Raw genomic sequence first — 15,056 nt, forward strand, 5'->3', positions numbered from 1 at the left:
CCCTTTTTAGCCTACTTATTCATTTTCGTTCAGATTGATGATATGCCCTATACTAAGCAACGGCGACTGGCTGCCCCGTTATAGGATGACTAAGCAGCTGCATATCGACGTTAAAAATCTTGTGCAATACTGTCGGTTGCATGGTGCTGCCGATATCACCGTTATGGCAAATACGACCGTTTTTTAAGGCGATAACTCGATCGGCATACTGCGCGGCCAAATTAATATCATGCAAAATAATAACCACACTCAAGCCCTGCTCATCCACCAAACGACGTATAAGCTGGATAACTTCAAGCTGATAGTGCATATCAAGCGCGGCTAATGGCTCATCAAGTAATAAATATCTGGTGTCTTGTGCCAGACACATAGCAAGCCAAACGCGAGCGCGCTCGCCACCTGAAAGCGTGGCCGTAATGCGGTCAGCGAACGCCTCTGTTTGGGTGATGCGCATGGCTTCTATTACTTTATCTTTGTCTATTTGGTTGGGCTTTTGCAGCCATTTTTGATGCGGATAACGTCCTAACATGACCAGCTCACGTACTGAAAACCCAGCGGCTTCTGGTAGTTGCTGTGGCAAATATGCCATTTGTCGCGCCAGCGCTTTGCTACTGTAATCACTGATACGGCGCTCATCCAAGCTGATACTACCGCCATTACTTATCATCTCGCCTGCCAGCGCTTTGATTAAAGTCGATTTTCCTGAACCATTATGTCCAACCAAAGCGACCAATTGGTTGCTATCAATCTCACAGCTTACATTGTCTAGTAAGGTATTACCTTGGCGACTGATGGTCAATTGGTTTGCACGTAACATATCTGTACTCATCATTAATTTAAATCGTTGTATTTATATTGGACAGCCAATAAAAACCGATTTTACTCGTAAACGATAATAAAAACAATTATCATTAACTTAAAATATTATTCTTTTTGTTCCCGCTCGCTGTTGCTTGTAAGTATATATACGACCGATTTTCTTTTATCTGTGACACGCAACCCTTAAATACAAGCATTATTCTTTATCACCTTTATCATTTTTGAACTCGCACAAACCATTACTCATATCAATGAAGAACACTTCGATGAGTTGAGATAAGCTGATTGGTTTTTTAGTGTTTTTTATTTCTTTAACCACCAAAGAGCTATCTAGTACCAACGTCAGTAACGGCTATCTATGCCGAAGCGATGGCTGTACAAGTATTATTAAAAGACACAAAAAAACGTCTGCTCAATCTCTTGAACAAACGTTTTTAATCCCACATACAGCACCTACTACTCAACTTAGCGAGCTGCAAATCTGGTATATCGTGCTCCACATCCATCAGCTTGTCTTAGATAATTGCAAGGGTATAAATAAAAACTAGGGCTTGTTATGTTGTCTTAGAAGACACAAGCCCTAGCGTTTTAATGCAGAATTTAGAGACAAAAGTTTTTTAGGTCACTGACTCTTGAGTCGGCTGATGGTAATTCCCGTAAAGCCAAACAATATCGTTAGTAACAGCGATAAATAACAGAAGAACGCATAAGGCAGATAATCAAGCACGGGCACGCCTAATGCTTGGCTGATAAACACGCCGCACACACTCCAAGGCACTAGAGGATTGATGACCGTACCTGCATCTTCAATGGTACGAGACAGATTCTTAGGATGTAAATTCAAACGCTCAAACGTTGGACGAAAGGCAGTACCAGATAATAAAATACTCAAATACTGCTCGCCAATAAGCACGTTAATACTCAGAGCAGACATGGCAGCGGCAAATATGGCGCGTCCTGATGTAGTCAATGTGTCTTTAATCCCTGATAACAGTGCTGGCAAAATACCCAATGCTGTGAGCAAGCCACCAAGACTGAGTGCCAATATCACAATCGCTTGAGTGAAGAACATACTCTGCACACCGCCGCGCGATAGCATACCACCGACTTCACCCAGCTCTAACGATTCAGCGGGTGCATAGCCTGCAAATAAATAGCCGCCTAATTGTCCAAAGCTCGGCGAGCTGTGCAAATAAGTAATAATCAATGCTGCCACAATGGTACAGATAATCGTATAAATGGCATTGACACGAAAAACCGCCAACCCAACCAGTACCACAAATGGCAATACCGCATAACCATGTACCAAACCACTTTCAATTAACTGACCTTGCAATACGGTTACTTGACTCAAGTCAGAGCCTGCAGTCTGCCCAGAAAAAAACCAAAAAATAATGACCGTGAGTATCCACGCTGGTACCGTGGTATACATCATATTGCGAATATGCTCAAACAAATCAATACCCACCACCGATGAAGCAATGGTACAGGTGTCTGATAACGGCGACATTTTATCACCGAAAAACGCCCCTGAAACCACAGCACCAGCCGCAATCGCCACGTTGGCATCAAAGGCATTACTCATACCAATAAAAGCCACGCCCAATGTCGCCGCGGTGGTCAAACTACTGCCCAAGGCAATACCAATAATGGAGGTCAATACAAAGGCTGAAATGTAATAATACTCTGGCGATATCAACTGAAAACCAAAATACATCAGCGTTGGAATAGCACCAGACATCATTAAAGCGGCGACCATCAAACCAATAAAGAAGAATAGATAGATCGCACCGATACCACGCATGACACCCGATGCCATTTGCGCTTGCATGTCATCAAAGGTCAAGCCTTTAAACAGACCAATGCCCAGCAAGACACAAATAGCGAGTATCAATGATAAATGCGGTACCCAGCCAAAACCTATCATGGTAACACCCATAATAGCGATGACAATGGCAGAAATCATAAATGCCAGTTGAGGTGAAATTTGGGTTAATATTTTTGGAGGCATCACACATCCTTAGCTTGCCAGTCAAATCTGGCGTTAGGGTTGGCTTTGAGTCGGACAAGTTTAATGAGTTGCAATAGCGATTGCTACCCTCATTATTGATCCAACAGACTATCGGTCTTAGCTGCCATGACAAAATCATTGCGATGCAGACCTTTAATGCTGTGTGACCACCACGTAACCGTCACCTTGCCCCACTCTACCAGTATGCCAGGATGATGCCCTTCTGCTTCGGCGATGTCTGCTAATTGATTGGCAAACTCCATCGCCTTGACGAAGTTTTTGAATTTATATTGACGTTGTAATTGCTTAATGCCATCAACCTCGATCAATGACCAATCTGGAATTTGATGTAATAGCTCTTGTGCTTCGATGTCGCTGACCGTTGGCGCGCCAATGCGGCAGGCCTCACAGCTGGCTTGTGATAATGTCGTCATTATAATGTCCTTTTATGTTAACTATTCATTTTTTTAATACTGTTATGTTTAATACAGTTACGTCCATGTTGACGCTGTCATTTACGGCTACATCATTCAAATGATGCCGTTTGTCTTAACCATGCATTAGGCGTTTTTTACTGCATAACTAGGCTCGAACAATCCTAGTGACATGGCTTGTTTGACCATTCCCATGATATCGCTATTGACGATATCAAATAATGTATCCAAATCATCAATGACATAATAAATCGGCTGGATATGATCGATACGATAAGGGGTACGTAACACATCAAGCAAGTCAAACGCTCGGTGCTCTGGTTGATTTTGCGGTTGATGTTGAGGTTCGGCTTGCTGCTCAGAATCAGCATTGAGCGCATAAACTGTCTCAGACGGTGAGCTTAAGATGCCGCCGCCATAGATTCTACGGTTATCTTGTGTCTTTCCAACCAAACCAAACTCGATGGTAAACCAATAGAGCCGTGCCAAAAACCACCGTTCTTCTTTAGTGGCATTAAGACCCAACTTGCCATAAGTTTCATTGAACGTCGCAAAGGCAGGATGGGTCAAAAGCGGACAATGTCCAACGATTTCATGAAAAATATCAGGCTCTTCGATATAGTCCATATCATCAAATCGACGGATAAAAGTTGCCACCGGAAAGGATTTATTGGCAAGCAAGTTAAAAAACTTACCAAAACTGATTAATGCAGGGACAGCGGCAGTTTGCCAGCCAGTGGTGGCTTGCAATACTGCATCAATATCTTGCAGCTGCGGAATACGCGTAGCGGGCAAATTCAGTTTTTTTAAACCATCTAGATAAGCTGAGCAGGCACGGTTGGGTATTTGCTCGGCTTGACGCTCAAGCAATGCCTGCCACATACCATTTTCATCATCACTATAGTGAATATGACCATGGCTATCTGGCTGATGCGACACGTAAGGTTGTTTCTTAGGCATAGAATCCTGCTTTTTATGAGCAGAATCATCGTGACTGGCAGCATCAGTGCCTAGCGTTTTGCAAGCAACGCTGTTGGCACCGATAGCTTTATTAACAGAATTCGTATGTGGTAGGCGTTCCATGCCTGTATTCCTTTTATTGCCATTGGCACTCTAAATGGCACTCTGAATTTTTGCTATTCGTTTTCAATCATGACTGAACCATAGCTCAGTCATCGCATTGAACACACGGCATTACAGAGCGCAGTGGTTATTAGGGACAAGACAAACTCCTTTTGCCCTGCCCGTTTATTTTATGGATTTTTCCCTAAATGTAGAGGCGCTTACGGTGTTTCAGTTTCTGGCTGACCAACCGTGCCACGACGGACTTGATCGCGCTCGATGGATTCAAATAGGGCTTTGAAATTACCTTCACCAAAGCCATCTTCGTAATCACCTTTACGCTGGATAAACTCGAAGAAGACAGGGCTACCTAAGATAGTTTCAGAGAAAATTTGTAGCAGCAGACGCGGTGTTCCGCCTTCAGTGGTGCCATCTAACAAGATACCGCGCATCTGTAGCTCAGAGACATTTTCGCCATGATTTGGTAGACGCTCACTCAGCATTTCATAGTAAGTCGCGGTTGGAGCAGTCATGAGCGGGATACCCGCTGCTTTTAATTTATCAATGCTGGCAAACAAATCATCGCTGGCTAAAGCAATGTGCTGAATACCTTCACCGTTGAAGTGCATCAAGTATTCTTCAATTTGACCGCCGCCCTGCTTTGACTCTTCGTTCAATGGAATACGGATTTTGCCATCAGGCGCTGTCATGGCTTTACTGGTCAAACCCGTATATTCACCTTTGATGTCAAAAAAGCGGATTTCGCGGAAATTAAAGATGCGCTCATAAAAGTTTGCCCAATAGGCCATACGACCACGGTAGACGTTATGGGTTAAATGGTCGATGACTTTAAAACCATGCCCGACAGGACGACGGTCTACATCAGCAAAAAACTCGAAATCGACGTCATAAATAGACTCACCATCTTTATAACGATCGATTAGGTAAATCAGTGAGCCACCGATACCCTTAATAGCAGGCAAGCGCAGCTCCATCACACCAGTGGGTACGTCTACTGGCTGCGCGCCCATTTCGATGGCACGCTCATAAGCTTTTTTGGAATTCTGCACACGAAAACCCATGCTACAAGCACCAGCACCATGCTCTTCAACGAAATAGCTGGCTTCGCTTTTTGGTTCACGATTTAGAATAAGATTGATGTCACCTTGACGGTATAGCGCTACATCTTTTGAGCGATGGTTAGCGACATGGGCAAAGCCAAGCTGTTTGAACAATGCGTCGACCGCATCTGGTTGAGGTGAGGCGAATTCAACAAAATCAAACCCATTCAGGCTCATTGGGTTGTCAAATAAATCTGCCATTGTAATCATCCTTAATTTCAATTGGTGGTAAAAATGCGATAAAAAATGTCTTCAATCAATAATTCTTATTGACGATGTATTTATATTAGATTAGGTTTATTTATAAGACTAATTGTTTTTTATAATTTATTTATCAGGTTTACTTATGAATATCAGCATTCGCCAATTAACCGCTTTTATCCAAGTCGCTGACAATGGCAGTTTTACCCGTGCCAGCGATCAGATGCATTTGACCCAATCTGCCGTTAGCGGCTTGATTAAAGAGCTAGAGTCCAGCCTCGGTATTGTGCTGTTCGACCGTACTACCCGCCAGCTGTCTTTGTCGGTAGTAGGACGGCATTTATTGCCGCAAGCACGGCGTATCTTGAATGAGATGCAGCTGTTTGAAAATGAGGCGAGCAGTTTAACAAGCTTGGCACAGGGTCAAGTACGGCTTGCTGTCTCGCAGTTTGCAGCCTCCTCTATGCCAGCGGTCATCGCCCAGTTTTCCAAACAATACCCCGAGATTGGCGTATCGTTATTAGATTGTTCGGCAGAAAACTTACTCAGACATATTCAGGACATTGAAGTAGATTTGGGTGTCGGTACTGAGCTTGGATTTATGGAGGCTGAGGACGACATCAATGCTGATTTGTTATATCAGCTACCATTTTGTGTGGTGATGCCTGACAACCATGCGCTGGCACAAAAACATGAAATAACGTGGCAGGATTTATTAGACATTCCGCTCATCACGCTGCAAGGCCCTTTCATTGAACAAGTGACAGCCGAGTTGGATGACCAGATCGCTAGCCATATCCAACAGGCACGTTACAAGGTCAATTTTATGTCCACCGCGCTTGAGATGACCCGTCAAGGCTTCGGCATTACCTTATGTTTGCCCTACATGCCCGAAGTCATCGACTGGGTTAGCGCCAATGGCTTACAAATGAGGCCGCTGGCACAACCCGTTAAAATGCGGCAGTTTTTTATCTATCAGCGTTCTTCTCGTGCGTTATCGCCTGCTACCATTGCTTTCAAAGACTTCTTGCAGAGCTATTTTTCCAGTCATTTTAATGACTTACAGCATACTTAAGTATCGCTGACACAGACATGATCGGTGCTTAAAAAGCCTTTAAACACAATGGCTTTAACCAACTATTTTATTAATTATGCAAGATAATTGAATCTCATATTGAGTTAACCGTCAATTTGCTCTATGATTTTTGGCGGCTTGATTTATATTTCATAAGGAAACAACATGTTTGAACGTATCGACTATTACGCTGGTGATCCAATTTTAGGGCTGATGGAAAAATATACAGCAGATAACAATCCTAAAAAGGTCAATTTAGGCATTGGTATTTATTATGATGAAAATGGTGTATTGCCTGTACTTGACTGTGTAAAAACAGCCGAAGAACGCATTGCCGATCCTATTGCGCCGCGTCCATATCTGCCGATGGCAGGCTTATCAGGACATCGTAAAGGCTGTCAGGAATTACTGTTCGGTAAAGACGCACAGATTTTAAAAGACGGTTTGGTCGCTACTATCGCTACGATCGGCGGTTCTGGCGCGTTAAAAGTTGGCGCTGAGTTCATCCATGAATGGTTCCCACAATCTAAATGCTATGTGAGTGATCCAACATGGGGCAACCACATTGCCATTTTTGAAGGCTCTGATGTCGAAGTGGGTAAATACCCGTACTACGACAAAGCCAACAGCAGCATCAAATTCGATGAAATGATTGCGTTTTTTGAGACGTTGAACAAAAATGATGTGATCTTGCTGCATCCTTGTTGCCACAATCCAACAGGTCTAGATTTGACCCGTGAGCAATGGGATACCGTGCTGAACGTCATTCAAGCGCGCGAACTGATTCCATTTATGGATATTGCCTACCAAGGCTTTGGCGAAGACATGGACAGCGATGCTTATGCGATTCGTAAAGCTGTCGATATGGGCTTGCCATTGTTTGTCAGCAACTCATTCTCTAAAAACTTATCGCTATATGGTGAGCGTGTTGGCGGTCTATCAGTTGTTTGTCCAACGGTTGACGAGACAGAGCGCGTCTTCGGTCAGCTAAATGCTACCGTACGCCGTATTTACTCAAGCCCGCCATCACATGGTGGTCGTGTGGTCGATATCGTTATGAACGACGAAGCACTACACAAGCAATGGGTTGGCGAAGTTTATGCGATGCGCGACCGTATCAAAGCCATGCGTTTACAGCTAAAATCAGTATTAGAAGCCAAAATCCCGAACCGCAACTTTGACTATATTACCCGTCAAAACGGTATGTTTAGCTTTACTGGTCTAACGCCTGAGCAAGTCGAACGCTTACAAAGCGAGTTTGGCATTTACATGGTTTCCAACTCACGTATGTGTGTGGCTGGACTGAACACCAGCAACATCGACTATGTTGCCAATGCCATGGCAGACGTCTTAAAAGACTGAGTGAGCACGCATTAAAACGGTGCGGTAGTCAGTAATAGAGATTCATAAGAAGGTTGAGCGAGTGCTCAGCCTTTTTTTATGTCCTACATTTTTCCTATTTGTTTTACCAAAGAACATCAACGTCCCTAGTATCACGTCTATTTTAAGAAAACACTGCACAAAAACCCTTGCAATCTCCACTTTGATAAATTACATTATGCGTAAGTAGTTAATTATAACGTAATTCATTATATGCTTTAGCAAGGAGCAACCTATGTCAACGATTGACAACACCCTCACATCCTTTATCGATATCGCCGCTGATTCTGACTTCTCCATTCATAACCTACCTTATGGTATTTTTAGTGAAACCAAAGACGCTACTGGTAATAACAACCGTCGCGCTGGCGTTGCTATCGGTGAGCAGGTATTAGACTTGTCAGTACTCGAAGCAGAAGGGTTATTAAGTTTGGCTGACGGTCCGTACTTTGATCAACCAACCCTAAACGCCTTTATTGATTCTGGTCGCGAAAACTGGACCAAGGCTCGCACCACCATTCAAACGCTATTGTCTGCTGATAATGATACCTTGCGCGACAATGCAGACTTGCAGCAAAAAGCCCTGTTTAAGCAAGCAGACGTCACCATGCATCTGCCCGTGCAAGTGCCCGGTTTTACCGACTTTTATTCTTCTAAAGAGCATGCGACCAACGTTGGCACTATGTTCCGCGACCCAAATAACGCCCTACTGCCTAACTGGACTGAAATGCCAGTCGGTTATAACGGACGCGCCAGCACCGTTATCGTTAGTGGCACCGATGTGATACGCCCATCGGGTCAGCTAAAACCCAATGCTGATGACCGTCCTATTTTCTCGCCTTGTAAGCGTCTAGATTTTGAACTTGAAACCGCCTTTGTCGTCGGTAAAGGCAATAATATCGGTCAACCAATTGCAGTCGATGAAGCCGCGGATCATATTTTTGGCATGGTACTACTTAATGATTGGTCAGCCCGTGATATCCAAAAATGGGAATACGTACCTTTAGGTCCCTTTAATGCCAAAACCTTTGCTTCTGAAGTATCGCCTTGGATTGTGACTATGGATGCTTTAGCACCCTTTAAAACCTCATGCCCAACGCAAGAGCCAAAACCACTGGCTTATCTCAATGAAAAAGCCTCTGATAGCAGCTTTGATATCACTTTATCAGTCGAGTTATTGCCTGAAAATGCAGACGAAGCAACGGTGGTTTGTGAGACCAACTTTAAATATATGTATTGGTCAATGGCGCAGCAGCTAACCCACCACACCATCACGGGTTGTAAAGTAGAAGTCGGCGATATGATGGGCTCAGGGACGATTTCAGGACCGACGCCAGATTCTTATGGCTCGATGTTAGAGATTGCTTGGAATGCGACCAAACCTGTCACTTTAAAAGGCGGCGAGACACGCAGCTTTATCGAAGATGGTGATACCGTGATTATGAAGGGCTATAGCGAAAAAGACGGCATTCGTATTGGCTTTGGTGAAGTACGCGGTAAGGTCTTGCCTGCGCTCACATTCGATTTTGACAAATAGTTCTAGCATATAAAGCACTTACAAATAAAACAGGCGTAAAAAAATTACTTAGGCTGTCGGACAACTATCACCATTTAGTTTAATACAGGTTTGACAGCTTATTAAGTAGCACGCTTTATCAAAAGGAGTTTGATATGAGTTTTAAAATTGAAAAAATCCATCATGTGGCCTATCGCTGCAAGGATGCTAAAGAAACCGTTGAATGGTATAAAAAATATCTCAATATGGATTTCATTTTAGCATTTGCTGAAGACCATGTACCTTCGACCAAAGCCTTTGACCCTTATATGCATGTGTTTTTAGATGCGGGCAATGGCAATGTCTTGGCGTTTTTTGAAGTGCCCAATCAACCGGAAATGGGCTTTGACCCCAATACGCCAAACTGGGTACAACACTTAGCCATGAAAGTAAAAGACCGTGATGCCTTAATGGCCGCAAAAAAGCATTTAGAAGCAAATGGTATTGACGTGGTCGGCGTGACCAATCATGGTATCTTCCATTCTATCTATTTCTTTGATCCTAATGGCCATCGTATGGAGCTCACCTACGATGATATTACCTCAGAAGAAAAGGTCTCGATGATTACGGAAGAGATGAAGTATGAGATGTTAGAAGAATGGTCGCGTACCAAGCGTGCACCCGCTCATACTCAGTTTTTACATGCAGAGGAACTGGCGCAAGCACGAGAAGTCGCGCCTGCAGGTGAGTGATTGACCTGTTATTGTGTTCGCTATCTCTTTTTATATGACTAATTAGGGCGTACCATCATTTTAAGACCACTAAATGCATCAATATACTAATTGATGATACGTCCTAGGTAGCGAACAATATCCAACCATCATGAAAGGATTCAATGATGAAAATAAAAACCCCTTTAGGAATACTCTTAGCGACCTCGATCGCAATGACTGGTTGCTCTAATAACGACCCAGCAATAAACGCTGATGTAGATACAGGCGATGCGACTACTCTAAGATTCTCACACTTTATGACTGCCAATGACAACATAAACACCGAAGCATTGCAGCCATGGGCAAAGAAAATTGAAGAAGAATCAAAAGGCCGCTTAAAGATTGAGATCTACCCTTCGGCTACTCTTAGCAAACCGGGCGCTACCTATGATGCTACCGCGAAAGGTATTGTTGATATTGGTATGCAAGCGCAAGGATATACAGCAGGGCGATTTCCTTTAACTCAAATTGTAGAGCTGCCAGGTATCACCAATACTGCACAGCAGCAGAGCTGCATACTTCATAAACTGTATGATGATGGTGTCATTAAAAATGAGTACGAAGATACTCACCTGCTAGCGCTGATAGGCACTGGACAAGGTGCGCTGCATACCGTAGATAAGCCTATTCGCACGCCAGCTGATATGAAAGGTTTGCGTATTCGCCAACCTTCTGCGGTTGCCAGTCACATTATCGAAGCGACGGGCGCTGCGCCCGTTGGCATGCCTGCCAGTGATACTTATACTTCCCTTCAACGCGGTGTCATTGACGGACTTAGCTTTACTTGGCAGCCCATTCAAGCATTTCGTCTTGATGAGTTAATCAATACGCACACCAACATTCCTTTTTATAACTCTACTTTTGTTATCAGTATGAATAAAGAGAAATACGACAATTTGCCTGATGATCTCAAGAAAGTAATTGATAATAATTCAGGGGCGGAGATGGCAGTACGTGTCTCCAAAGTATTTGACGTCAGTAACGCCAAAGCAATGGCTGCCGCTAAAGAAAAAGGCGATATCATGATCGATATTCCTGACCCACTCAATGACCCAGACTGGAAGGGGCCATTAATGGAAGGCTCGCAGCACTATCTAGATGAAGTCAATGCCACTGGTCTAGATGCTAATAATGTATACGAAAAAGCAAAAGCAGCAAGTAGCGCCTGTATGGTCTAAAGGGTGAATATCATTAAACGATATTCGGACAATAACCCGTTTACGCGATAGCCGGTCAATTTATATGATCAAAACTTATATAATAAAAACACCAGCTACGCAATTTGATAACGCTGCGCGATTACTAGTATTTGCTCAACCACGTTGTGTTGCTCACTCATGGGCAATTGCTCTGTCGTTCCGATGATAGTGATGGCGTATTCTAATGGTAGTCCTTTGCTAGCAGTTTTGCCACTAACAGCAGATAGATTAACAGCGCTATTAGCAAACTGCGGCACTATGACAGGAATGGTAATGGCATTAATCCCCATGAGCATATCACCAGTAACTGTCGCATAGCCTTGGGTACGAATCTTGGCTTGCAAGTGACTGAAATTCTGCCATTTTTCTGTGATTATTGCTTCATTGTCTGTCTGCCATTCAGCTGTAACCAATGGCTGAATGACGGCATCTGGCTGATAACTGGCAAATAATTGCCCCGTCGCCGATGTCGTCAGCGGCATACGTGAACCGATACGAGTGATAATACTAATCGGGCTATCTGGTTCAACGGACTGAATAATAATAGGACCTTCGCTAAACCATTTGGCAATCTGTACACCGCAATTCAGGGTGTCTTTGATTTCATTAGCGATGTGCGTCAGCCGCTCTAAAATATTGTTTTGACTAAATCCAGAGTGCCCCAATGCTGCCAATGTGTTAACCCTATCGCCTAGCCCGTAGCGACCATCATCAAGCTTACGCGCATAGTTTTTACGAATGAGACTGACCAAATAGCGGTGACACTTTGCTGGATGCATTTGCATCACTTGCGCAATATCTTTTAGCATCATCGGCTCGTTATGATCAATAAGAACGTCTAATACCGACAATCCAATCTCCAGTGACTGGACGCCACTTTGACTTTTATTGGTTGTCACGGGATTTTCTAAAGGGTTTTCAGCTGCTGGCATATTTTGCTCAATGAGTAATTTACTTGGCATATTAATCTAATATATTCATAAAAACTGAAATGAAGAGGTAACGTCATAAGAGTTTTTTAATTGTATAAGATACCTTTGGTATCACTAATTATAACCGCTTATCTCATTCACAACCTACCATAATAAAAGGAATTCACAATGATGATACTTTATGGCTACTTTCGCAGCAGCACCTCGTATCGTACTCGTATCGCGATGAATCTCAAAGGCTTAGATTATGACTATATTTCGGTCAATTTAGCAAAAGATGAGCAGTTAGCAGATACGTTTAAATCACTCAATCCACAAGGATTGGTGCCTGTTTTACAGACTGATGATTTATTACTATATCAAAGCCCAGCCATTTTAGAATGGTTAGAAGAGGTTCATTCTGAAAACCCGCTATTGCCTAAAGACGCGGCTGGACGTATGCAAGTACGTGCCATTAGCGCTATGATTGGTTGTGATACTCATCCTATTAATAATCGCCGTATCTTACAATATCTACGCAATGAGCTGGCGGTAGACGAAGAAAAAGTCATGGCGTGGTGCAACCGTTGGATGAGTGAGGGCTTTGCGGCGTTAGAGAAAATACTAGCAAAAGACAAAAGCCGTGGAAAATTTTGCTACGGTGAGAGCCCTACTTTTGCAGATTGCTATTTGATTCCTCAGGTCTCTTCGGCGCGACGTTTTAACGTGGATTTAAGTGCTTATCCCAATATCGTCGAAATTGACACGCATTGCCGTACGCTCAAAGCATTTGCCGACGCTGATCCTAGCATGCAACCTGATGCGCCCAAGTCTCAATAAATAATCAAAAGGGTGCTTTCAGTAAGGGTGTTTTACTATTAAATGACTAGAAAATTAAATGATTAGAGAATTTAATAACGAAACGCCCTTATAATTTCTGGGCTCAGGGCTCAGACAAAGCAATCAAAACGAATGACTGCCTGAAAATAGACAAAGCATCGATACTCTTAAGCCAAATACAGCATTCAATATTTCATCGAATCATCACTTCCACTTTTTATCTCAATATAATATTCCATATATTCAAATTATTGGTTGTATAGCAGTCAACTGTTGGCTATTCTTGGTATAGGCGTTGTTATATCTCAAATTTAGAATTGATTTTAGATAAACATACTGTTTTATTCATTAAAATAAGGTTGGATATTATGAGTTATACACCTTTATCAAATAACAAAGACGCTCTACCATCCCATGCCGCTCAAGATATTTATGATTTAGCCCTATCGGCTAGAGAAGAAACAGAAACCTGTAGAAAAATTGCACCGACAGTGGTCAAAAAACTGTCAGAGTTGTCGCTATTTAAGATGGGACTGCCAAAATCGTTGGGAGGATGGCAAGGCAATCCTGTGGAAACGTTAAAGGTTTATGAGACGCTAGCCAGTGCTGAAGCCTCAGTTGCTTGGATCGTTTGGAACAATCATTTGGCCTGCACATTTGGACGGTTTTTAGACGAGCCTAGCATGAAGGAGATATATAGTGACCCCTCTCATGTCTATGCCAACTCAGCACGCCCTGAAGGGATTGCTAAACAAACCGCTGAAGGATATACGGTCTCAGGTCAATGGACATTAGTATCAGGTTGTGAGTTGGCAGACTGGTTTGTGCTGCGCTGCTTGGTAATATCCGAAGGCTCGCCTACTACCCTTGGACCGGGTGCAAATTTAAAGTTGTTCTTTATTCCAAAAGAAGATGTGGAAGTGATTGATACTTGGCATGTTGGTGGACTAAATGGTACAGGCAGTCATGACGTCGTTATCAAAGACGCGTTTGTGCAGGAGCGTTATGCGGTCGATTTTGATAGCCCTGTCGCCATCGATAATACGTATAGCCGCCTACCAATCGGCTGTATTAATGCCGCTGGCTGTGCAGCAATAGCACTGGGTGTCTTAAAAGCAGCGACAGATGAGTTAATCCAAATTTGCCTTGAGAAAGTAACGCCCGGCAAAAGCCCAGATTTGCGTGATCGTGCAGCAGTACAAGCGACTATCGCTAGGAGCAAAACGCTATTAGCATCTAGGCGCGCACAATTACACAATAGTGTCGAGGTATTATGGAACGAAGCACAGCAACAGAATGCCTTTACCGATACACAGCTGGCTGATGTGTGGGCAGCAGCCTGTGAGGCAGCGAGAGAAGCCAGAGGCATGGTATCGGAGATTTATGCGGTCGCTGGTACGGTCTCGCTATATAAAAAACATAGAATAGAAAGAGCGCATCGAGACATTCATGCTATTTTACAACATGGTATCGTGCAGCCACATTGGATGGAGCAAGCTGGCATGGCTTATGTCGGATTGACCCCAAATGCAGCCATGTTCAGAGTATAGAATTGCTTTTATAAAAATAAGTAAGCCCTCATAGAATGAGGGCTTTTTATCGCTTGGCTATTGAGCCAAAGAAAAACAAATCATTGGTAAAAATCATATAGTGATTATCAAATAGTGATTACCAAATAGTGACTACCAAATAGTGACTACCAAATCATCACGCTGAAAACGTCTTCATGCTCATG

The 15,056-nt window shown here is 43.2% G+C and carries 13 protein-coding genes; 7 read left to right on the forward strand and 6 right to left on the reverse strand.

Translation table 11 applies throughout. From position 1 onward, the window contains the following. Nucleotides 1–52 precede the first annotated feature (52 nt). The 5 genes from INT03_RS02610 to hppD form a co-directional block, all read right to left on the reverse strand. Nucleotides 53–817 carry an ABC transporter ATP-binding protein gene (locus tag INT03_RS02610; protein WP_060492203.1) on the reverse strand — a complete coding sequence of 255 codons (765 nt, stop codon included), beginning with the start codon at nucleotides 815–817 and terminating at the stop codon, nucleotides 53–55. A 624-nt stretch (nucleotides 818–1,441) separates the two neighbouring features. Continuing rightward, a complete protein-coding gene (gene nhaC / locus INT03_RS02615; protein ID WP_055124079.1) occupies nucleotides 1,442–2,830 on the reverse strand; it encodes a Na+/H+ antiporter NhaC in 1,389 nt (462 codons plus the stop codon). A gap of 92 nt (nucleotides 2,831–2,922) precedes the next feature. After that, nucleotides 2,923–3,264, reverse strand: a complete 342-nt coding sequence (locus tag INT03_RS02620) for a 4a-hydroxytetrahydrobiopterin dehydratase (RefSeq protein WP_193007451.1) — start codon at nucleotides 3,262–3,264, stop codon at nucleotides 2,923–2,925. Nucleotides 3,265–3,390: 126 nt separating this feature from the next. Further along, the gene (gene phhA / locus INT03_RS02625) at nucleotides 3,391–4,347 is read right to left on the reverse strand and encodes a phenylalanine 4-monooxygenase (protein ID WP_226950158.1); all 957 of its coding nucleotides are present in this window, start codon (nucleotides 4,345–4,347) and stop codon (nucleotides 3,391–3,393) included. Nucleotides 4,348–4,547: 200 nt separating this feature from the next. Next, a complete protein-coding gene (gene hppD, locus INT03_RS02630; protein WP_045447873.1) occupies nucleotides 4,548–5,648 on the reverse strand; it encodes a 4-hydroxyphenylpyruvate dioxygenase in 1,101 nt (366 codons plus the stop codon). A gap of 145 nt (nucleotides 5,649–5,793) precedes the next feature. Here hppD and INT03_RS02635 point away from each other — a divergent pair, with 145 nt between their 5' ends. The 5 genes from INT03_RS02635 (at nucleotide 5,794) to INT03_RS02655 (ending at nucleotide 11,549) form a co-directional block, all read left to right on the forward strand. Then, nucleotides 5,794–6,723 carry a LysR family transcriptional regulator gene (locus INT03_RS02635; protein WP_193007452.1) on the forward strand — a complete coding sequence of 310 codons (930 nt, stop codon included), beginning with the start codon at nucleotides 5,794–5,796 and terminating at the stop codon, nucleotides 6,721–6,723. Between the two features lie 165 nt (nucleotides 6,724–6,888). After that, nucleotides 6,889–8,085 carry an aromatic amino acid transaminase gene (locus tag INT03_RS02640; protein WP_193007453.1) on the forward strand — a complete coding sequence of 399 codons (1,197 nt, stop codon included), beginning with the start codon at nucleotides 6,889–6,891 and terminating at the stop codon, nucleotides 8,083–8,085. Between the two features lie 253 nt (nucleotides 8,086–8,338). Further along, nucleotides 8,339–9,640, forward strand: coding sequence for a fumarylacetoacetase (fahA, locus tag INT03_RS02645; RefSeq protein WP_226950157.1), 1,302 nt, complete (start codon nucleotides 8,339–8,341; stop codon nucleotides 9,638–9,640). A gap of 134 nt (nucleotides 9,641–9,774) precedes the next feature. Beyond that, nucleotides 9,775–10,350, forward strand: coding sequence for a VOC family protein (locus tag INT03_RS02650; RefSeq protein WP_193007454.1), 576 nt, complete (start codon nucleotides 9,775–9,777; stop codon nucleotides 10,348–10,350). 146 nt (nucleotides 10,351–10,496) lie between these two features. Then, nucleotides 10,497–11,549 (forward strand): TRAP transporter substrate-binding protein, encoded by a 1,053-nt coding sequence (locus tag INT03_RS02655; protein ID WP_193007455.1) that lies wholly within the window; start codon nucleotides 10,497–10,499, stop codon nucleotides 11,547–11,549. Nucleotides 11,550–11,644: 95 nt separating this feature from the next. On the opposite strand, the gene INT03_RS02660 is transcribed toward INT03_RS02655, so the two are convergent. After that, complete coding sequence (locus INT03_RS02660) at nucleotides 11,645–12,532, reverse strand: IclR family transcriptional regulator (RefSeq protein ID WP_226950156.1); 888 nt, start codon at nucleotides 12,530–12,532, stop codon at nucleotides 11,645–11,647. A gap of 141 nt (nucleotides 12,533–12,673) precedes the next feature. Here INT03_RS02660 and maiA point away from each other — a divergent pair, with 141 nt between their 5' ends. Both maiA and INT03_RS02670 read left to right on the forward strand, forming a co-directional pair. Then, nucleotides 12,674–13,321, forward strand: a complete 648-nt coding sequence (gene maiA / locus INT03_RS02665) for a maleylacetoacetate isomerase (protein ID WP_226950172.1) — start codon at nucleotides 12,674–12,676, stop codon at nucleotides 13,319–13,321. 368 nt (nucleotides 13,322–13,689) lie between these two features. Further along, nucleotides 13,690–14,871, forward strand: a complete 1,182-nt coding sequence (locus INT03_RS02670; RefSeq protein ID WP_193007457.1) for an acyl-CoA dehydrogenase family protein — start codon at nucleotides 13,690–13,692, stop codon at nucleotides 14,869–14,871. The last annotated feature ends 185 nt before the right edge of the window (nucleotides 14,872–15,056 follow it).

The sequence above is a fragment of the Psychrobacter sp. PG1 genome (assembly GCF_014897815.1).
Taxonomy (GTDB): domain Bacteria; phylum Pseudomonadota; class Gammaproteobacteria; order Pseudomonadales; family Moraxellaceae; genus Psychrobacter.